This window comes from Pseudonocardia abyssalis, assembly GCF_019263705.2.
In the GTDB taxonomy this organism is placed as follows: Bacteria; Actinomycetota; Actinomycetes; order Mycobacteriales; family Pseudonocardiaceae; genus Pseudonocardia; species Pseudonocardia abyssalis.
Window position 1 is genome coordinate 1,400,320 of sequence record NZ_JADQDK010000001.1, and the last position, 20,357, is coordinate 1,420,676.

General features: G+C 75.1%; 16 protein-coding genes. 6 read left to right on the forward strand and 10 right to left on the reverse strand.

Annotated features, from left to right (window positions below; genetic code table 11):
* Positions 1–13 precede the first annotated feature (13 nt).
* Complete coding sequence (locus I4I81_RS06735; protein ID WP_218602198.1) at positions 14–2,815, forward strand: helix-turn-helix transcriptional regulator; 2,802 nt, start codon at positions 14–16, stop codon at positions 2,813–2,815.
* Positions 2,816–3,110: 295 nt separating this feature from the next.
* Here I4I81_RS06735 and I4I81_RS06740 read toward each other — a convergent pair whose 3' ends face one another.
* Positions 3,111–3,968 (reverse strand): thermonuclease family protein, encoded by an 858-nt coding sequence (locus I4I81_RS06740; RefSeq protein ID WP_218615889.1) that lies wholly within the window; start codon positions 3,966–3,968, stop codon positions 3,111–3,113.
* A 51-nt stretch (positions 3,969–4,019) separates the two neighbouring features.
* Here I4I81_RS06740 and I4I81_RS06745 point away from each other — a divergent pair, with 51 nt between their 5' ends.
* Positions 4,020–6,371 (forward strand): glycoside hydrolase domain-containing protein, encoded by a 2,352-nt coding sequence (locus I4I81_RS06745; protein ID WP_225924506.1) that lies wholly within the window; start codon positions 4,020–4,022, stop codon positions 6,369–6,371.
* Positions 6,368–7,651, forward strand: coding sequence for a glycosyltransferase (locus I4I81_RS06750; protein WP_218605267.1), 1,284 nt, complete (start codon positions 6,368–6,370; stop codon positions 7,649–7,651). Before I4I81_RS06745 ends, I4I81_RS06750 begins: the two co-directional genes overlap by 4 nt.
* Positions 7,652–7,660: 9 nt before the next feature.
* Here the strand turns inward: I4I81_RS06750 and I4I81_RS06755 are convergent, their stop codons facing one another.
* From I4I81_RS06755 to I4I81_RS06780, 6 genes are all read right to left on the reverse strand, one after another.
* Positions 7,661–7,951 (reverse strand): hypothetical protein, encoded by a 291-nt coding sequence (locus I4I81_RS06755; RefSeq protein ID WP_225924507.1) that lies wholly within the window; start codon positions 7,949–7,951, stop codon positions 7,661–7,663.
* Between the two features lie 281 nt (positions 7,952–8,232).
* Positions 8,233–10,362, reverse strand: a complete 2,130-nt coding sequence (locus I4I81_RS06760; RefSeq protein ID WP_226363792.1) for a DEAD/DEAH box helicase — start codon at positions 10,360–10,362, stop codon at positions 8,233–8,235.
* Between the two features lie 288 nt (positions 10,363–10,650).
* On the reverse strand, positions 10,651–11,499 hold the full coding sequence (locus tag I4I81_RS06765; protein ID WP_218615890.1) for a phosphatase PAP2 family protein: 849 nt from the start codon (positions 11,497–11,499) through the stop codon (positions 10,651–10,653).
* A gap of 1 nt (position 11,500) precedes the next feature.
* Positions 11,501–13,243 carry a serine/threonine-protein kinase gene (locus tag I4I81_RS06770; RefSeq protein ID WP_218615891.1) on the reverse strand — a complete coding sequence of 581 codons (1,743 nt, stop codon included), beginning with the start codon at positions 13,241–13,243 and terminating at the stop codon, positions 11,501–11,503.
* Between the two features lie 224 nt (positions 13,244–13,467).
* Positions 13,468–14,127, reverse strand: coding sequence for a peroxiredoxin (locus I4I81_RS06775; RefSeq protein ID WP_218615892.1), 660 nt, complete (start codon positions 14,125–14,127; stop codon positions 13,468–13,470).
* Positions 14,128–14,438: 311 nt separating this feature from the next.
* Positions 14,439–15,359 carry a DMT family transporter gene (locus I4I81_RS06780; protein ID WP_218604056.1) on the reverse strand — a complete coding sequence of 307 codons (921 nt, stop codon included), beginning with the start codon at positions 15,357–15,359 and terminating at the stop codon, positions 14,439–14,441.
* Between the two features lie 40 nt (positions 15,360–15,399).
* On the opposite strand from I4I81_RS06780, the gene I4I81_RS06785 reads away from it, so the two are divergent.
* A complete protein-coding gene (locus tag I4I81_RS06785) occupies positions 15,400–15,897 on the forward strand; it encodes a MarR family winged helix-turn-helix transcriptional regulator (RefSeq protein WP_218604055.1) in 498 nt (165 codons plus the stop codon).
* Position 15,898: 1 nt separating this feature from the next.
* On the opposite strand, the gene I4I81_RS06790 is transcribed toward I4I81_RS06785, so the two are convergent.
* A complete protein-coding gene (locus tag I4I81_RS06790) occupies positions 15,899–16,624 on the reverse strand; it encodes an SDR family oxidoreductase (protein WP_218604054.1) in 726 nt (241 codons plus the stop codon).
* Positions 16,625–16,722: 98 nt separating this feature from the next.
* On the opposite strand from I4I81_RS06790, the gene I4I81_RS06795 reads away from it, so the two are divergent.
* Positions 16,723–17,562: a LysR family transcriptional regulator gene (locus I4I81_RS06795; RefSeq protein ID WP_218604053.1), complete on the forward strand. Its 840-nt coding sequence runs from the start codon at positions 16,723–16,725 to the stop codon at positions 17,560–17,562.
* 104 nt (positions 17,563–17,666) lie between these two features.
* Complete coding sequence (locus I4I81_RS06800) at positions 17,667–18,014, forward strand: hypothetical protein (protein WP_218604052.1); 348 nt, start codon at positions 17,667–17,669, stop codon at positions 18,012–18,014.
* Between the two features lie 7 nt (positions 18,015–18,021).
* Here the strand turns inward: I4I81_RS06800 and I4I81_RS06805 are convergent, their stop codons facing one another.
* Positions 18,022–19,038, reverse strand: a complete 1,017-nt coding sequence (locus tag I4I81_RS06805; protein WP_226363793.1) for a D-alanine--D-alanine ligase family protein — start codon at positions 19,036–19,038, stop codon at positions 18,022–18,024.
* A 2-nt stretch (positions 19,039–19,040) separates the two neighbouring features.
* Positions 19,041–20,357 (reverse strand): ATP-grasp domain-containing protein, encoded by a 1,317-nt coding sequence (locus tag I4I81_RS06810; protein ID WP_226363794.1) that lies wholly within the window; start codon positions 20,355–20,357, stop codon positions 19,041–19,043.

The following is a 20,357-nucleotide window of genomic DNA, read 5'->3' on the forward strand; positions in this document are numbered from 1 at the left end:
TACGGTGTGCGGCGTGCACCCCGGACCCGACGACCCCCACCTCGTGGGCGCGTCGGAGGACCTCGCCCGGCTCGACGGGCTGCTCGACCTGGCGGCCACCGGGGTTCCGGTGGTCGCCGTCGTCGAGGGACCGGCGGGGGTGGGGAAGACCGCGCTGCTGCGCCGCTTCCGCCACCGGCACGACACCGTGCCGGTCACCGCGGTCGACGGGTTGCCGTGGGAGTCCACGAGCCCCGGGGCGCTGGCCGATCGGCTGCTCGCCCCCGAGGCGCCGTCGTGGGACGGGCCGATCGACCTCGGCGTGCGGCTGGCTCACCGGTGGTCGGTGGGGCAGCGGTCGGACGGGCAGCGGTCGGACGGGCAGCGGTCGGACGGGCAGCGGTCGGACGGGCAGCGGTCGGACGGGCAGCGGTCGGACGGGCAGCGGGGGTCCGGGCCGGTGCTCGTCACCGTCGACGACGCCCACCACGCCGACCCGTTGTCGATCCGGGCGATCGCCTCCGCGGTCGTCCGGCTCGGTGAGTCACGGCTGCTGCTCCTGCTCGTCCGGTCCGTGGGGGCGGGTGGTGACCCCGAGGTCGCCGAGGTGCTCGAGCGGCTCCCCGCGGTCCGCCTGCGGGTGTCGCCGCTGACCACCGAGCAGACCCGCCTGCTCGCCGCCCGCGTCGCCGGGATCGACCTGCCGATGCCGGTCGCCCGGCGGCTGCGCGAGCACGCGGGCGGGCTGCCGAGCCACCTGCTGGAGATCCTCCGGGACACCCCGCCCGTGCGCTGGTCGGACTGGCAGACGCGCCTCCCGGCCCCGACCACCGTGCAGAACCGGGTGCAGGCGGCCCTGGACGCGTGCAGCCCCGGGGCCCGGGCGCTGGTGGAGGCGGCCGCGGTACTCGGGGCCGACCCGGTGCTCGCCGACGCGGCGGTCCTCGGCGCGGTGCCGGACCCCATCGCCGCGCTGGACGAGGCCCACACCGCGGGCCTGCTCGGGTCCGCCGCGGGGCACGGGCTCGACGCACTGACCTTCCCCGGGCGGTTCGTCCGCGGTGCGGTGCACGCCTCCCTCGCACCGGCCCGGCGCCACGACCTGCACCTGCGGGCGTCCGGCATCGTCACCGACGACACCGAGCGCCTCCGGCACCGCGTCGAGGCCGCGCCGCTGCCGGACCCCGACCTCGCCGCCGAGCTCGTCGCGCTCGCGGAGCGCAAGGCCGACGAGGGGGCCTGGGCCGTCGTGGCGGGTGCCCTGATCGACGCCGGCCGGATCAGTCCGACCCGCGCCGACCGTGAGGACCGGATCGTCCGCGCCGTCGACGCGCTCGCCGGGGCCGGGCTGCTCGGACAGGCGGTCGACGCACTGCCCGAGGTCGAGGCACTCCCGGCGGGACCCCGCAGGGACGCGGTGCTGGCCTACGTCGCGGTGCAGCGTGGGCGCCGGGCGGAAGCGGCGGCCTGGCTCGACGCCGCCTGGCGGGCCCGCGGCACGGACCGCGCGGCCGCGGCGGTGGTCTGCCAGCGGCGGGTGCTGCACGCGCTCGCCGAGTGGGACGGCGACGACCTGGTGCGCTGGGCGGGGCGCGCGGTCGAGCACGCCGAGCCCGGTTCCCCGGCCGCGGTGGAGTCGCGGGCCATCATCGGGCTGGGTCACGCGGCACGCGGCGACGTCGCGGCGGCGTTCACCGCCTACCGCCACGCCGTCGCCGAGAGCCCGTCCGGGCCGCAGCACCAGCGCGTCCGGATGGGCCTGGGCTGGCTGCACCTCGCCCAGGACGACCCCGAGGCGGCGCGGCGCGAGCTGGAGTTCGCGGCCCCGACGGCGCACCAGGCGGGGTCGAACCGGATCTCGCTGTGGGCCCTGGCGTGGCTCGCCCGCGCGCGGTTCGCGCTCGGCGACTGGGCGGGCGCGCTCGAGGCGGTCGACCGCGCCGAGATCCTGCTGGGCGCCACCGGCCTGGAACTGCTGCGCCCGCTCGTGCACTGGACCGGCGCCCAGGTCCACGCCCTGCGCGGCGGGCAGGACGCCGCGGACCGACACCTGCGCCTCGGTGGCGCTGCCGATCACGACTACGCGGTCATGACCGTCCCGGCCCTGCTGGCGCGGGCCCACGTCGCGGAGGCGGTGTCCGATCACGAGGCCGTCGTGCGCCACCTCGCCCCGCTCGCCGCGCGTTCCCCGCGCGGCGGCGTCGACGAACCGGGCTTCTGGCCGTGGCACGACGTGTACGCGAACGCGCTCGTCCTCCTCGACCGCCTCGCCGAGGCCGACGAGTTCCTCGCGCCGCTCGAGGCGACCGCGACCCGGCGCGACCACGGCTCCGCGTCGGCGCGGCTCGGGTCCGTCCGCGGCCGGTTGCTCGCGGCGCGCGGCGACCTCGCCGGGGCCGAGGAGGCGTTCGCGCTCGCCCGCGACCGGCTCGCCCGGCTGCCCCTGCCCTACGACCGCGCGCGCGTCGACTTCGCCCACGGCACCGCGCTGCGCCGCGCCGGCCGCCGCCGCGACGCCGCCGAGGTGCTCACCGCGGCCCGTCAGCTCTTCGTCGAGCTCGGCGCGCAGGTCCACGTCGACCGCTGCGACCGCGAGCTGCGGACCGGCCGCCCCGGGCAGCGCGGCCCGGGGCGGCGCGGCCCCGGCGGTGCGGCGGACCGGCTCACCGACCAGGAGAGCACCGTCGCCGCGTTCGTCGCCTCGGGAATGACCAACAAGGAGGTGGCGGCGGAGATGATGCTGTCGGTCAAGACGGTCCAGTTCCACCTCACCCGCGTCTACGCGAAGCTCGGCCTGCGCTCCCGAACCGAGCTCGCGGCGCGAACCGGACCGTGACCTCGCTCGTCGAGGAGGACCGGCACGACCCGGCGTTCCTGGAGCGCTACTGCGCGAGCGCGGCGAGCAGGCGCCGTGGGCGGGGATCGCGCTCGCGGCGGTGCTGGGGCAGATCGGGCTGCCGGGTTCGGGTTCGGCCACGGCTACGGGTCGATGGCCGACGTCGGCGTGCCCGGCGCGGGCGTCCGCGAACCGAGGCACGTCCGGCCAGCACGCGCTGGTCCAGGCGGAGCGGTTCGCGGGGGAGCCACCCGGTCCGCGCCCACCGGCCACCGCAGTTCGTGGAACGCCCGGCTCAGCCGTAGCTCTCGCAGCCCTTGCCGTCGTTGTCGGAGCCGTCGAGGCGGAACTCGTCGGGCCCGGTCACCGCGACCATGAACCCGATGTCGGGGCAGTCGAGGTCCGGCCCGTCCGGGACGCACGGGGTGTAGCTGGGGTGGCAGCCGCCGCCCTGGGGCTCCGGGTCGGGCTGGGGCTCCGGGTCGGGCTGGGCGGCCGGGCGCGGCGCGGGCTGGGCGACGGGCTGCGGCGCGGGTCGCGGGGCCGGCTGAGGGGCGGGGCCGGTCGTCGTGCGGGGCGCGGGTGCGACCGTGGTGGTCGGGACTGCGGTGGGGACCGGGGCGGCGGTCGTCGTCGCGGCGTCGCAGACCCGGGGTCCGTCGTCGAGGCGGCGCAGGTCGGCGACGTAGCCGGGCCGCGCGTCCCCGCCCTCGTACACCCCGGTGTGCGGGTGGCGGATCATGGCGGAGCCGAAGTCGGAGCCGCCGACGGTGGCGACGTAGCGCAGCTGCCGCCCGTAGGGGTCGCGGTCGACGCCGGGCTCCGTCCGCAGCGTCACGGCGTCCCCGACGCGTAGCAGTCCCTTCGCGTACGCGAGGGCGTTCCGGCCGGCGTCGGTGCCGAGCTCGCAGGAGTCGATGCCCAGGACGCGGACGGTCCGGCCGCCGGTGACGGTGAACGTGTCCCCGTCCTGCACCGCCGCGACCGCGACCACCTCGGTCCCGGCGACGACGGGCGCCGCGGACGCGGGCGCAGCCGGAACAGCCCCGACCACCGACCCCAGCGCCGCCCGCCGCTCGTCCCCGCCGCCACCGCACCCACCGAGGACGAGCAGAGCCCCCAGGACCCCCGCAACCACCGCGCGCTGACCCATGACACCTCACAGACGACGAACCGGACATCCCCCTGTCGTCGCGGCGACCCGATGTGTTGCACCCGTGTCCGTGTGCTCGGCGACGTCGAACCCGTTCGGGGTGGGCCGGCCCGAGTTCACGGCGCCGTAACCACCGACCGCCGACCCCCACCCCATACTCCGCTCATCATCAACGACGTCGATCCCTTCATCGGCACCGCCGCGACGGCCCTCCCGCCCGCGGACGGTCTCGCAGCCGCGTGGTGGTTCCCGAAACCGCTGGTCGGCAACACGCACCCGGGCGCGACGTCCCCGCTGGGGATGGTTTCGGCGTGCGCCTACTCCGGGGCCTACCCGACCGGCTACGGCCGTTACGACAAGGGCACCGAGGGACTGCCGGAGGAGATCTTCCCGACGCAGCAGGCGTCCGGGTTCACGCACTTCCAGCAGTCCGGCACCGGCGCGATCCGCAAGTACTACAACTACGTCCGCGTCACGCCGATGGTCCAGCCGCTCGACGACCTCGGCGAGGCGTGGCCCCTGCACGAGGAGTCGGCGGAGGCCGGCTACTACGCCGCGACGCTGGACACCGGCATCCGCTGCGAGCTCACCGTGGGGGAGAAGGTCGCCGTGCACCGCTACACGTTCCCCGAGAGCGGCAGCGCGCGGCTGGTGGTCGACCTGTCCTGCGGCGGGCTCGCGATCGACCACGGCCGCACCGTCCCGCTCCGCGCCCAGGTGGAGAGCATCGGGCACGGGCGCGCGCAGGGCACCGTGGTGATGGAGGGCGTGCCGCTGTCGGTGTACCTGGAGGTCAGCAGCCCGGACTGGCGCCAGATGCTCTGGTACGACCGCCGGCTCGTCGAGGGCGGCACCCGCCTCGACTTCGACAGCATCCGCCAGACCACGCTGCGCCCCTTCGGGCTGCTGTTCATGGGCCGCGCGCTCGCCGGGCAGACCGTCGAGGTGCGGCTGGGATTCTCCCTGCGCGGGTGCGAGCAGGCCCGCGAGAACCTTCGCCGCGAGTGCGGTGAGCCCACCCCGTCCTTCGACACCGTCCGGGCCGGGACGGGTGCGCGCTGGGCCGACCACCTCGACCGCGTCCGGGTCGAGGGCGGCACCCCGGCCCGGCGCACGGTCTTCGCCACCGCGATGTACCACGCGCTGATCAAGCCCTGCTTCGGCGACGACGAGAGCCCGTTCTGGCCGACGTCCGGGCCGTTCGCGTTCGACGTCTGCACCATGTGGGACATCTACAAGACCCAGATCCCGCTGATGACGGCGATCGTGCCGGACCGGGCCGCCGACCTGCTGGAGTCGCTGATCCGGGTCTGCGAGGAGGAGGGCAACTTCCCGATCGGGTACCGGATGGCCCGCGGGGCCGACCGCTTCTTCCGGCAGGCCAGCGCCCTGGCGCACACCGCGCTCGCCGACGCGCACGCGACCGGCCTCGGCCGGTTGGACTGGAGCTGGGCGCTGGTGCACATGGAGGCGGACCTGCGCCGCCTCTACGGGGAGAACTTCCGCGACGACGGCGTGGTGCACCCGATCACGCACACCCTCGACCTCGCCTACGGCCACCACTGCACCGCGCGCGTCGCCCGCGCGCTGGGCGACCACGGACTCGCCGACGACCTGGAGGCGCGCAGCCACCAGTGGGTCAACGCGTTCGACCCGGCCTCGGGCCTGCTGCTCGACTCCGAGTACTACGAGGGCGGGAAGTGGAACTACTCCTTCCGGCTGCTGCACGACATGCGGGCCCGGATCGCGCTCGCGGGCGGCGACGACGGGTTCGTCGCCATGCTCGACGCCTTCTTCGGTTTCGGCGCGCCCGCGGTCACCCAGCCCGGCCTGCACCCCCCGCCCGCGGAGATGGCCGCGGGCTACGCCCTGAACCGGTTCGAGGGGCTCAACAACGAACCGGACATGGAGGCGCCGTGGGCCTACCACTACGCCGGCCGCCCGGACCGCACCGCCGACGTCGTGCACGCGGCCCTGACCTGGCAGTTCGGCACCGGCGCCGGCGGTATGCCGGGCAACGACGACTCCGGGGGCCTGAGCTCCTGGTACGTCTGGGCCTCCCTCGGCCTCTTCCCGGTCGCCGGGCAGAGCCTGTTCCTCGTCAACGCGCCGGCCTTCGCCCGGGCGGTACTGCGCGTCGACGGGGGCGAGTTCGTCATCGAGACCACCGGGCACCGCGAGACCCCCATCGGCGCGGACGGGATCGCGGAGACACCTCCCGCGCAGTACGTGCAGTCGGCGACCCTGAACGGACGGCCATGCGAAACGACCCACATCAGCGCCTCGGACGTGCACCGTGGCGGAGTGCTGCACCTGGAGCTCGGCCCGGAGCCGTCGGCGTGGGGCCGGTCGGCGCGGCCCCCGTCGCTGTCCGACGCGCCCGCGGCGAGAGCGAGGGGGTGACCTACCCCGAGCGCAGGCTCGTGATCGTCGTCCGGGCCGACCCGGTGATCTGCGGTCACTCCGGGGAGGCCCGCAACCTCGCCGAGGTGGCGCTCACGCGGGGCTTCGACGACGTCCGGCTGCTCACGTGGCCGATCGCGACGCTGGAGGCCGCCGGTCTCCCGCTCAAACCGCTGGACCGGCTGCAGCCCTACAGCCCGGGCATCACCGTCGAGCGGCCCGAGCCGGTCGGCGACTACCGCGTGCCCGACGGACGGGGCCTCGCGGGCCTCACCGGCCGGCTGGTCGAACTGCTCGCCGAGCCGGTGCCGACGACGGTCCTCTCGATGTACCTCGCGCCGCACGCGAACGTCGTCATGGACGCCGTGGCGGCGGTGCACGCGGCCGGTCTGCTCACCGACGTCCACACCATCGCGAAGGCCGTCGGGTCCGACGTCACCAACGTCATCCGCTCGTGCCTGCGCGAGGAGCGGTTCGGTGCCGCGGTCGCGCTGCTGACGACGTTCCTGGCGCACGACGAGGTCGTCGCGGTCTCGGAGTACACCCGCGACCAGATCGTCCTGTCCGCCGAGGCGGTCGACGAGCACTGCGGCACGCTGTTCGCGCAGCAGTGTCGGGCGCGGGTGGCCGTCAGCTACCCGCCGATCGACACCTCGGCCTACCTCGACCTCGACCCGGCCGCGGTCGACGCGGCACTGCGCCGGCGTGGTCTGGAGCGCGACGGGTACGTGCTGTTCCTGTCCCGGATCTCGCGGGCGAAGGGCATCCACGACCTGGTCCGGGCCTACGCGGCGTCGCGGGCGCGTGAGCAGGTGAAGCTGGTCGTCGCGGGTACCGGCCCGGCGCTGGCCGAGGTCCGGGAGCTGGCGGCTGGCGACGACCGGGTCGTCCTCCTGACCGACGTCGACGACGACGAGAAGCCGCTGCTCATGCGGGGCTGCGCGACCTACGCCCTGCCGACGAAGGAGGAGCCCGACTTCGTCGAGACGTTCGGGATCGCGCTGACCGAGAAGCTGCTCGCCGGCGGCGGCCCGGTGATCACCGCGATCACCGGCGGCACCGGTGAGGCCGTCGGCGACGCGGCGGTCATCGTGGAGGCCGGGGACGTCGCGGCCATCACGGCGGCCCTGGACCGCGTGGTGCTGGAGATGTCGGAGCACGAGCGGCGCTCGCTGGAGCGGCGGGGCCGCGAGCACGCGCTGTCCTTCGACCGGGCCCGCGTCTTCGACGACCTGTTCCGGCCCGAGCTCGCGGTGCGCCGCGCGGCCCAGGAGGAGTAGGCGGACCGGCTAGTCGGCACCGAGGGTCCGCAGGGCCTCGGTCCACCGGGCGGTGCGGGTGTCGGCGTCCTGCTCCCACCAGGGGTCGCCGCGCTCGCCGAGCCCGGTCTTCGCGGCCTGCACGCGGGCCCGGGCGCGGCGCACCGCGTCCTCGTCCCCGGCCGACGTGCGCACCGCGTTGCGGGCCACACCGAGGTGGTGCAGGAGCTCGGCGTGGACGTCGTCGGGGATCTCGGGGTCGGCGGCGCGCCACCGCCGGCCGTCGACGACGATCCACCGCCCGTCGGGCGTCCGGTCCACCACCTCAGGCCACCACGTCGGGTGCCGGGGCGTGCCGGGCGCCGGAGCGGGTCGTCATGCCACAGCGTTCCCGCGGACGTCGCCGCGGAAACGGGACCGCTCGCTCCGCGGGCGGCGGCCCACCGGGTCCGCTCCGCCTCCGATGTGATCCCGACCTGCGTGTCCCGGACGCGCCCCCCGCGAGGACCCGCTCCCGTTCGATCCCGCGCCGCCGATGCCCCCGTCGCCGGCCGACGGCCTGCAGGACACGTTCCGAGCGCCGTGCGTCCTCCGCGCGACGCTCAGACGGTGGCCCCGGCCAGCGCGTCGGTCAGCAGTGCGACGAGGGCCGCGTGCTGCACGTCGGCCGAGGACCCGACCTCCTCGTCGGAGCCGTCGAGGGCCTGGGCGGCGAGCCCGGCCTTGCTGTCGATCAGCTCCGCGATCCGCGCGTCGATCGTCTGTGCGGCGATGATGCGCCACGCGGTGACCGGCTGGTCCTGACCGATGCGGTGGCTGCGGTCGATGGCCTGGGTCTGCTCCGCCGCGGTCCAGGACAGCTCCGCGAGCACGATGTTGGACGCGACCTGGAGGTTGATGCCGACGCCCGCCGCGGTCAGCGAGCACACCGCGACGGCGACGTCGGGGTCGTTCACGAAGGCGTCGATGTTGCGCTGGCGCACCGCGGAGGTCTGGTCGCCGCGGATCGAGGAGAACCGGACGCCCTGCGCGGTGAACGTCTCCTCGGCGGCGTCCATCACGTCGACGTGCTTGGCGAAGAACACCACCTTGCCGGCGCTGCGGGCGAGCTGCGCGGCGTAGTCGGCGGCGAGGCCGGCCTTGGCCCGCCCGATCCGCCGCATCATGCCGAACACGTTGTCACCCGACGAGGCCTCGGCCGCGTCCTTCTGCTCCCACCTCGCCACCTGCGCGACGAGGTCGTGGTCGATGCCCTCGACCCGGGCCCCGGAGCGCCGGTTCGCCAGGGCGTCGGAGTACCGCGCCACCATCCGGCGGGCGAGGTCGCGCTCGGCCGCCCGGATCGAGCGGCCGACCGCGCCGTCCAGCTCCACGGGGAGGTCGGCGATGCGCCGGGCGGGGATGTCGGCGGCCACGTCGACCTTGCGGCGCCGGACGATGCCCAGGTCGACGACGGAACTGCGCGCGGCGGGGTAGAAACCGGGGTCGGCGGGCGTCAGGCCGGTCGTGGTCAGGGCGTCCATCAGGTCGGCGAGGGGCTTGGTGGCGTCGATCCAGCCGAGGAACTGCCAGATGGCGAGGAAGTCCTCGATGTCGTTGATCAGCGGGGTGCCGGTCAGCGCCATCAGCAGCGGGCGCGCGGTGAAGGCCCGGATGCGCGCGGAGAGCTCCAGCACGTGCTGGGAGCGCTGGGAGGTCTTGTTCTTGATGAAGTGCGCCTCGTCGACGACCATGCCGCGGAACCCGAAGTCGCCCAGCCAGCCGACGTGCCGGTCGAGCACCTCGTAGTTGACGACGACGATGTCGGCGAAGCCGTCGATGGTGTCGCCGTTGCCGTGGATCACGGTGGCCGTGCGACGGGGTGACCACAGCCCGGCCTCGCGGACCCAGTTGGTCTTGACGACGTTCGGCACGACGACGAGCAGCGGGTAGGCGTTCGCCGCCTCCGCGGCGAGCAGGGCCTGCGCGGTCTTGCCCAGCCCGGGCTCGTCGGCGAGCAGGAAGGTGCGGTGCCCGGCCGCGGCCGCGGCGACGAGGCGGGCCTGGTGCGGCATGAGCTCCATGCGGCCCGGAGCCGTCCGCGACGACGGCGCGGGCAGCGTCATGCACGCCGACGCCCCGCCCCCGGCGCGCTCGAAGGACCGCAGCAGCGGGCCGAGCAGCTCCCAGCCGGCCAGCGGCGTCGGGCGCGGGGTGCTCGGGCGGGCGGCGGAGAAGTCGGGAGCGAGGAACGGGTTGGCCAGCTGCCGGGAGACGACCGACTGCGGCACCACGCGGGGCTTCGCCGGAGCGGCGGGCACCTCCACGGGCGGTACCGGTTCGGGCTCCGTCGCGATGCCGGCCCTGCGCAGCACCTCGCCGCGCAGCCACCGGGCGTCGTCGGAGACGACGGCGTCCTCGGCGAGCAGGGCCAGCAGCGCCTGGTCGCGGACGGCGGTCATGGCGAGGGTCTTCGCGATCTCGTCGAGGCGCTTGAGACGCTCGGTCCGCTGCCGCTCGCCGACGTCGGCGTCGGTCCGGACCCGCGCGCGCTCCTCGCGCAGCAGCAGTGCCGCGGCCTGGAACTTCGTGCGTGTCGCGGGCGTGGCCCGGCCGCCCTTCAAGGCGACCTCCACCTCCCGGACGGTGCGCGCGAGCGCCGACACGACGTCCTCGGGGCGGTCGCCGCCGCGTCGTCGGTCGCGCGGGGCGCCACGGCGAGCCCCGGCCGGGGGCTGGCCTCGTCGAGCCACGTACTCCTCCTTCGCGATGCGCGGCGGACCGCCTGGGCGGCCTGCCGACACCGTGCTGCGGGCCGGTGAGGGCGTCACGGGGAGGAGCCGGCTGGCTCCTCCGGGACGCGCACCGGCCCGTGGATCTGCGGGGAGATCGCCGCCGCCGGGCCGGACGGCCACCCGGGAACACGCCCGCGCGGACCGGCCGTGCCGGACGGGCAGAGCCCAGCGGGGTCGGATCTCGTGGTCATCCTACCGCCTGGCGACCGCGCGGCGGGCCGCGACGCGGGCGGAACGGCGATCGGTTCAGTCGGATCGGGGCTGTTCGGCGGGGTCGGGTGGGTGTCGCACGGTCCGCAGCGTGAGCAGCAGCCGGTGCGCGGTGACGACGACGGTGAGCCAGGCGAGCCCGAGTGCCCACGCGACGAGCACGTCGGTGAGCCAGTGGTGGCCGAGGTACACCCGGCTCGCCCCCATGAGCAGCGCGAACACCGCGGCGGCGACGACGGTCGCGGTGCGGGCCCGTCTGGTGCGCTGCCGGCGCACGAGCAGGTAGGCGACGATGCCGGCGAGGGCGATCGCGTTGAGCGAGTGCCCGCTCGGGAACGAGGCGCTGACCTCGTACGGGGGCACCGCGTCGACCTGCGGCGGCCGGACTCGGCCGACCGTGACCTTGCCCACGACGGTGAGGGCGAGCGAGCCCGCGGCGGTGGCGGCGACCAGCAGCACCGGCGTCCACTGCCGCCAGGCCACGGCGAGCCCGATCGCGACCACCCCCGCCAGCACCGGCATGCCCACCGGTCCGCCGAGCGCGGAGAAGGCCGTGACGGCGGTGTCGAGCGCGGGGGTACGGAGGCCGAGGACCGCGTCGAGGAGCGGGCGGTCGAGTGCGGCGACGCCGTCGTCCTCGGTGACGGCGTCGTAGACGGCGCCGGCGAGCGCGGTGAGCCCGGCGGCCAGGACGAGCCCGACGGCGAGCACCACCAGGAGCACCGCCTGCGGGGTGAGCCGCTGCCGCAGCTCGGCGGCCAGGCGGACCAGGACGGAGCCCACCGCGGTGGGCCAGGCGGTGAGGTCGCGGTCGCCGACGTAGCGCTGCTCGGGCCCCTCCTCCAGGGCACGGGAGACGACCGGGTCCTCGGGCGGTGGGACCACCTCAGGCGCCCACGGTGGTGCGCGCGGTCGGGTCGAACCCCGGGGCGACGACCAGCCCGCCGTCGACGCGGCGGCAGGACGCCACCGCCACGTGGCAGGGGAGGGGGACGGAGCTCGGCAACCGCAGCCCGCCGTCGAGCTCGTAGCGCATGTTGGTGATCTTCCAGGCGGTGGCGGCGGGGTCGTCGGGTGTCTCGGGCAGCCGGTCGGCGCGGACCACGACCATCGCCTCGGTGATCCCCGGGGGCCACTCGAACGCGAGCGTTCCGGAGGCCGTGGCGGCGAGGTGCCGCACCGCGGGGATCCCGCCGGGGGGTTCCTCCGGATCGTCGGCCGGGGGAGTGCGCACGGGCCCGGAGACCGCGGAACCGAGCCGGGCGACGACCGCGTACTCCGGGATCCGGGCGTCGGGGGTGACGGCACCGTCGACGATGGAGGTCGAGCGCGTGCGTCCCACGACGTGCCAGCGGCCCTCCGGCGTCAGCCGGGTGACCTTGTACTCGACGTCCTGCGGGCCGCCCGCGGTCCAGCTGACGGTGATCGACCGGTCCCCGGTGCCGCGCTCGGCCCGGACGTCGGTCGGTCCGGGGGCCTGCTCGTCCGGGGCCGGCGTGTCCACCGCCTCGCGCAGCGGCAGCGTCGCGGGGGCGGCGACGGGTTCGTCCGGCGTGATCCGGCGGGTGGGCGCGGCGGGCGGCCCGGATGTCGGCAGGTGTGTCGCAGCCGGTCGGTGTGTCGCAGCCGGTCGGTGTGTCGCAGACGGCAGGGGTGTCGCAGCCGGCAGGGGTGTCGCAGCCGGCAGGTGCGGCGGGGCCGGGGGTGGCGTCGAGGTCGGATACGGCGCGGTCGGCCGGGGGCGCGGTCGGGGCCGGGGGACCGGTGCGTGCGCGGCGGCGCGCAGCGCGTCGAGGAAGGCCGAGCAGCTCGGGAAGCGGTGGTCCGGATGCTTGGCCGCGGCCCGCGCGACGGCGGCGTCGACCGCGACCGGCAGGTCGGGGCGCAGTCGGCTCGGCCGGGGCGGGTCGGCCGCGAGGTGGGCGTAGACGACGGCGGCCATCTCCGGGCGCGGGTAGGGCACCTCCCCGGTGAGGCAGCGGTAGGCCAGGCAGGCCAGCCCGTACTGGTCGGAGCGCCCGTCGACCCAGCGGCCCTCGATCTGCTCCGGGGAGGAGTACTGCGGCGTTCCCATGTACTGACCCGCGGAGGTGATGTCGCTGCCCGCGGCCGTCGCGCCCTTCGCGATCCCGAAGTCGCAGAGGTACACCTGCCCGCCGCGGGGGCGCCCGGCGCGCACGAGCAGGACGTTGCCCGGCTTGACGTCGCGGTGTACCAGCCCGGCCTCGTGGACCGCGTCGAGCGCGTCGGCGACCGGCCCGAGCACGGCGCACAGCCCGTCGATGCCGAGGCGGCCCTCGCGCTGCAGCACGGCGCCGAGGTCCTCCCCGTCGACGAAGCGCATCGACAGGTACAGGACGCCGTCGGTGTGGCCCGCGTCGTAGATCGGCACGACGTTCGGGTGCTCGAGGCTGGCGGCGATCGCGGCCTCGCGCTCGAACCGGCGCCGGTAGTCGAGGTCGGCGGCCAGTGCGGGCGGCAGGACCTTGAGGGCGACCGTGCGTCCGAGGCGCAGGTGCGTCGCCCGGTAGACGACGCCCATACCGCCCTCGCCGATGAGCGCGTCGATCCGGTGACCGGCCAGAACGTGCCCGACCCATCCCGCGGCTGCGCTCTGCTGTTCCGGCACCGGTCACAGCCTACGGTCGCGCGGCCGGTCGGGGTGGGTGGGCCGCCGCGCGCACTCCCACGACCGGTTCTGTCGGCGGGCCGCGCCCCGGTCCGCCGCACGTCCGGCGTCGACGCGGCCGTCGCCGGTCATCGGCCCCCGCGGACCGCGCAGGTGCGGGACCTCCTGCACACGAGGAGGTCCCGCACCGGGCACCGTCCGGGAGTGCGCCGGGGCGAGCCGGATCAACTGGGCTGGGGCACGATCCGGATGTAGGGGCGCGGGGACTCCCAGCCGTCGGGCCAGATCGTCCGTGCCTCGTCGTCGGAGACCGAGCCCGCGATGATGACGTCCTCGCCCTGCTTCCAGTTCGCCGGTGTGGCGACCCGGTGCTTCGCGGTGAGCTGCAGCGAGTCGATCACGCGCAGCACCTCGTCGAAGTTGCGGCCGGTCGTCATCGGGTAGACGAGGACGAGCTTGATCTTCTTGTCCGGGCCGACGACGAACACGGTGCGCACGGTGGCGTTCTGGGCGGGGGTGCGCTGGGTGGGGTCGCCGCTGACGTCGTTCGGGAGCATCCCGTAGAGCTTGGACACGACGAAGTCGGAGTCGCCGATCAGCGGGTAGTTCGGGGCGGTGCCCTGGGTCTCGGCGATGTCGGCGGCCCACTTCTCGTGGTTGTCGAGCGGGTCGACCGAGAGGCCGATGAGCTTGACGCCGCGGCGGTCGAACTCCGCCTTGTTGTTGGCGAGGTAGCCCAGTTCGGTGGTGCAGACGGGGGTGAAGTCCCGCGGGTGGGAGAACAGGACGGCCCAGGAGTCGCCGATCCACTCGTGGAACCCGATGGTTCCTTCGGTGGTCTCGGCGGTGAAGTCGGGGGCGGTGTCGCCGATCTGAAGAGCCATGGACGTGTCTCCTTCGTGTGGTGCGGGGTGTCGTGGTCGTCGACCTGTTCCGGTGGTCCCCGGGCGCGGCGGGACCACGCGGGTGACGACCGGGACGGGACGGGGCGGTCGCGCTACGCGGCCGGGCGACAGAGCTCGTCGAAATGCGTGATGCGACGGCTCGGCCAGAAGGCCTCGAGCAGGGTGCGCACCACGTGACGAGTCTGTCCGACGATCATCCCCCCGCGCAATCGGGGTCGTCGGTGATGCAGACGGCGGTGAAGCCCGCTGCCCGCCCCGGGTCCCGGGGCCCCAAGGCCCCGCGGCGGCGGTCAAGGGACGGTCGGGGCGGTCCCGGCGCGTGGCGGTGACACCGACGTCTCGGCCCGGCGCGGGCGTCGGGCCTTCCCGGATCGTGGGAGCGCGAGCAGGATGCCGGCGAGGACGAGCGCGATCCCGGCGACCTGACGGCCGGTCAGGGCCTCGGCGGCGAGCGCGGTGCCGAGCAGGACGCCGGTGACGGGGTTGAGCAGCCCGACGAGCCCGACGGTGCCCGCGCGCAGGTGGCGCAGGCCGGTGAACCACGCGGTGAAGGCGAGCGCGGTCGCGACGACGCCGACGTAGGCGAATCCCGCGAGGGCCGGGCCGTCCAGGACGGGCGGCGCGCCCTCGACGAGCACGGCGACCGGGAGGACGACGACGCCGCCCGCCACGAGCTGCCACGCCGTCGAGTCCAGGACGGGCACCTCGCCGCTCCATCTGCGGGCCAGCACGAACCCCACCGAGGACATCAGCATCGCGCCGACCGAGGCGGTCACCCCGCCCGGGCTCACCGCCTCCACCCCGGTGAGGAGCATCGTCACGACTCCGGTGATCCCCAGCGCGGCACCGACGGCGGCCGCCGCCGCGGGCCGCTCGGCCAGGACGGCCCACGCGATCAGCATCATCACCACCGACGACGACGCCATGATCACCGACGCGATGCTCGTGGGCAGCAGTTGTGCGGCGAGGTAGACCAGTGCGAAGAACGCGCTCGTGTTGAGCACGCCCAGCACGACCGAGCGCCGCCACCACACCCCGCGCGGCCGGGACCGGCACACCAGGAGCAGCAACAGGCCCGCGGGCAGGGCGCGGATCGCGGCGCCGTAGAGGGGATGGCCGGCCGGCAGGAACTCGCTCGTCACGTAGTAGGTGCTGCCCCACGCCACCGGCGCGATCGCCGTGACGAGTACCCACCGCCAGGTAGCTTCCATGGAAGGAACATATACCTTCCCGGGAAGGTAAACTAGGGCGGTGACCGAGCCCGACCACGTCTCCCGCATCCAGGCCGAGTGGGCGCGCGAGCGCCCCGACCTCGACGTGTCCCCGCAGGGCGTGATCGGGCGGCTGCACCGCCTGGCCGCCCACCTGACCGACGAGCTGTGCGTGGTCTACCGGCGCCACGGCCTCGCGGAGGGGGAGTTCGACGTCCTCGCCGCCCTGCGCCGCGCGGGCGAGCCGTTCGAGCGCGCACCCGGTGAGCTCGCCCGGTTCACGATGGTCACGACCGGCGCGATGACCAAGCGGATCGACCGCCTCGTCGATGCCGGGCTGGTCACGCGCCGACCCGCGACCGGCGACGGCCGCGGTCGGGTCGTCGCCCTCACCGCCGCGGGCCGGGAGCTGATCGACGGCGCGTTCACCGACCACATGCGCAACGAGCGCCGCCTGCTCGACGCCCTCACGCCCGACGAGGCCGGGCGGCTCGAGGTCCTGCTCACGGGCTGGCTCGCGCGCGTCGAACCGGGGTGAGTCACCAGGGGATGGCGCCCGCGTCCTCGAAGTACCCGCCCGTCGGGCCGTCGTCGGGCAGCGTCGCGAGCCGGATCGCGGTCGCCGCACCCTGCTCCGGTGTGCGGTGGCCGCGGAAGCCGTTGAGGTCGGTCGCGACGAAGCCGGGACAGGCCGCGTTGATCAGGATGCCCGTGTCGGCGAGCTCCTTCGCGTACTGCACGGTCACGGCGTTGAGGAACGTCTTCGACGGCGAGTAGGCGACGGCGATCGGGCCCGTGTCGCCACCGGGGGTGCTCTGTCGGGTCAGCGACCCGACGCCGCTGGACATGTTCACGATCCGCGGCGACGGTGACCGGCGCAGCAGCGGCAGCAGCGCGTTGGTGACGCGGATGACGCCGAGGACGTTGGTCTCCACGACCCGTCGCACCGTGTCGAGGTCGACCGTGGTGGGCGTCTGCGGCGCACCGCCGGTGATCCCGGCGTTGTTGACCAGCGCGTCGAGGCGTCCGGCGTACTCCTCGACCAGCGCGGCCGCGGCGGTGACACTCGCGTCGTCGGTGACGTCGAGCGGGACGCCGAACGCGTCGACGCCGGTCGCGACCAGCTTCGCGACGGCGTCGGTGCGGCGCTGCTCGTCCCGGGCGCCGACCCCGACCCGCCAGCCCAGGGCGCCCAGGCCCGCCGCGATCTCGTACCCGATGCCCTTGTTCGCGCCGGTGACCAGCGCCGTCCTCTTCTCGGTCATGGTTCGAGCCTGTCCCGGCACCGGCGGAGCGTCCAAGACCGATCGGGTGCGAGGCGATACCGGTCGGGTATCGACGCTGGTCGCGTACCGTGGCGGGCGTGGAGACGCGGGAGCTGCGGTACTTCGTCGCCGTCGCGCAGGAGCTGCACTTCGGCCGCGCCGCCGAGCGGCTCGGGATCGCGCAGCCCCCGCTGTCGCGGGCGATCAGCCGCCTGGAGCGGCGCCTCGGGGCGGTGCTGCTCGAGCGCACCAGTCGCTCGGTCGCCCTGACCGAGGCCGGGGCGGTGCTGCTGCGGGAGGGCGTCGCCGCACTCGACGCGATCGAGGCGGCCGAGCGCCGCGTGCGCCGCGCCGCGACCCCGGAGGCCGGCGTGGTCCTCGTGACGAAGGCGGGTGCGTCCGGTGAGCTGCTGGCGAAGCTCCTGCACGCCTACGCCGCCGAGCCCGCCGCGGTCGCCGTCGAGGTGCTGCTGTGCGGGATCGGCGAGCAGGGCGCGATCCTGCGCGACGGGCGCGCCGACGTGGCCCTGTTGCACCGGCCGTTCGACACGACGGCCGGGCTCGACGTCGAGGAGCTGGGCACGGAGGGGCAGGTCGTGGCGCTGCCGGGCGGGCACCCCCTGACGGGGCGCACCGACGTGACGATGGCCGAGGCCACCGCGCTGCCGGGCCTGCCGATGCCGCGGTGGCCGGGTGCGGGGGGTCGCTACCCGGACGGTCCGGGCCCGGAGGTGCACGACCACACGCAGCTGATGCAGCTGGTCGCGCTGGGCCGTACCGCGGTGGTCCTGCCCGACTCGTGCCGGGCCCAGCTGCGCGAGGACCTCGTGGCCGTCCCGGTCGTGGACGCGCCGCCGGTCACGACGGTGATCGCGTGGCCCCCGCACAGCCGCTCGCGGGCGGTCGCGGACCTGGTCCGGACCGCGACGAGGCTGTAGCGAACTCCCACGGGGGAGAGCAGTGCTCTTGTTTCGGAAGCTCAGGCGTGCCATTGTGCGAGAGCACTGCTCCGTATTCGCGTCAACGCTCTCGGGAGATCGCCATGCGCACCTCGCTCACCCGTACCGCCCCCCGCTGGGTCGTCGCCGCGGCCTGGGCCGTCCCGGTCCTGGTCCTGGGCCAGTTCGCGATGCTGGCCGTCGTCCCGGTCGTCGGGCTGCTGGTCGCGTCCCTGCGCGACGCCCGCCTCCGGGCGCTGCGCGGGTGGGTCGCCGCGCTCGCCGCGGCCTACGCCGTCCCGTTGGTCCTCTGGGCGGTCGGGCCCGACCGCGCTCCGAGCCTGTCGAAGGACATGGACCCGGCCCTCGCGGGGCTGATCGTCGCGGCGGCGGCCGCCGTGATCGTCGCCCTGCACGTCCGCCGCGCGTGCCCGGTCGTCGGCGCCGCGTGAGAGCCGGTCAGCGCGGGCCTGCCAGCGCCTGCGCGACGCCCATGGCGAACAGCTCGGGCAGCGCGATGCCCGCGGCCCGGGCCATCACGGTGACCACGCTCGTCGAGGCGTAGGAGCAGTACGGCCCGGCCTCCAGGAACCACGGCCGCCCGTCCGGGTCGACGCGGAAGTCGAACAGGCCGTAGTGCCGGCAGCCCAGTGCGGCGAAGCAACGCCGGGCCGCGTCGTGGACCGCCGAGGTGACCGGGTCGCCCGGGTCGACGATCCAGGACCGGGTGGGGTCCTTGGCCACCAGGTACAGATCGCCGTCGGCGTCGCGGCCCAGCTTGTCGGCGCGGGTGCGCACGCGGTCCAGGGCGTACTCCTCCAGCGGCAGGCAGCGCAGCTCCCCGTCGCTGACGACGATCCCGCACCGCACCTCGCGGCCCAGCTCGACGTAGGACTCCACGAGCACCTCGGACGAGTGCGCGAACGCCCCGGCCAGCGCGTCGTCGAACCGGGCCACGTCGGTCACGAGCGCGACCCCGTCGGAGTTGTCGGCGTCCACCGGTTTGACGACGGCCGGGACGGCGACGGTCGGGCGGTCCCCGGGGCGCAGCAGCTCCCCCGTGGGCACCGCGACCCCGGCCGCCGCCACCACCGCCTTCGCCCGTCCCTTGTGCGCCGCCAGCGCCATCACCTCGGCGGTGTTGCCGAGGTACGGGATGCGCAGCACGTCGAACAGGGCGCGGTAGGACGTCATGCCGGGTCGGCAGAACATCTGCGGCAGCACCAGGTCGACGTCCAGCGCGGCGAGGTACGCCACGGCCCCGCCCGGCGTCATCGGGACGGCCGCGGCGATCGAGGTGCGCTCCAGGTCGGACGGGAACCGCCACCGCCCGTCGGGTCCGACGTGGGCGACGGAGTGCCGGTAGCGCCGCGGGTCGGTCACGGCGTGCAGGGCGTCGCGCGCGTAGAGGCACGACAGGTCGCAGAACGCGTCGTCGACGGCCGAGCCCACCAGGTGCAGGACATGGACCGGCACGCTCAGTCACCCGCCGGTTCGACGAGCTTGCCGATGTTGAAGTCGATGCGGATCCAGTCCTTGAGGCGCAGCATGTTGCCCACCAGCAGCCAGGGGATCTGCACGTGGTGGACCATCAGGAACGGCAGCGGGTCGGTCCGGTCGAAGATCGCGTCGCGGCCCCGGACGATCACCCGCAGCCGCTCCGGGACCGTGCGCGGGTGGCTCAGCATCCGCCACAGCTCGTGGTAGAGCCAGTACGTCGGGCGGCTCGACGGCAGCGGCTCGATCTGCGTCGTGCCGTCGGTCAGGTAGGCGTCGGCGAGGCCGGGATGGCCGTCGAACATCGTGATCGCCGAGTGGGTGCGGGGGTTGCACTCGATGCCGTACACGCGCCCGTCGTCGGCCCTGATGAGGTCGAGCGAGACCTGCCCGGTGCCCAGTGGCGCGACGAACCGCCGCACCCACTCCGCGACGCCCGGCTCGTCGACCATCGCGTAGTTGAGCTGGAACGCCGAGGACGCGCAGGCGCCGTACACCCGTTGGCGCCCGTCGCGCACGGTGCTGTGGGTGCAGAACTCCTCGCCGCGGACGAACTCCTGCAGGATCCAGGGGTTCGCCTGCGAGATCGGCTTCGACGCGGCGAACGCGGCGGTCTCCTCGGGGGTGGGCCGCGGCAGCGGCGTGAGGTCGAGTCGGTGCACCGGGTCGTAGGCGATGCTCTTGAGGACGTAGGTGCCGCCGGGCGCCGAGGCGAAGTCGAAGTCGGCGACCTGGACCGGGTCGGTGATCCGGTGGGTGTCGGGCACGTCGAGGCCCAGCGACGCGGCGAGCTGCGCGAACCCGTCCTTGTCGTCCACGCGGCGCAGCGTGTCCGGGTCGAGGTGCACGACCTCGCAGTGCCCGGCCAGCACGTCCTTCGCGTCGGCGTCGTGGCGGCTGGCGACGGGGCTGCAGACCGGCACGTAGACGTCGACCCGCTCCTCCTTCACGATCCGCAGGAGCTCGGCCGCGTAGTCCGGGGACTGCGGCGACGGCACGATCCGGAACCGGTCGACGTCGCGGGAGAACCGGTGCCCGGTGAGGCGGTAGCGGCGGGTCTCGACCAGCACGACCCGGTGCCCGGCGCGGTGGAAGGTCCGGGCCAGCTGCAGCGCCTTGGTCATCTTCCCGCCGCTGACCAGGATCGTGCGGGGCTCGGCGGCCGTCGCGCGGTGCCCGCCGACGACGGCCGAGCGCAGCAGCGCGGCCCCGGTGACGGCCAGGTTGAACGGTAGAGCGCAGGCCAGCAGGGCCAGCGCCCCGACGGTGCGGGGCACGGCCCGCCACTCGCGCGCCAC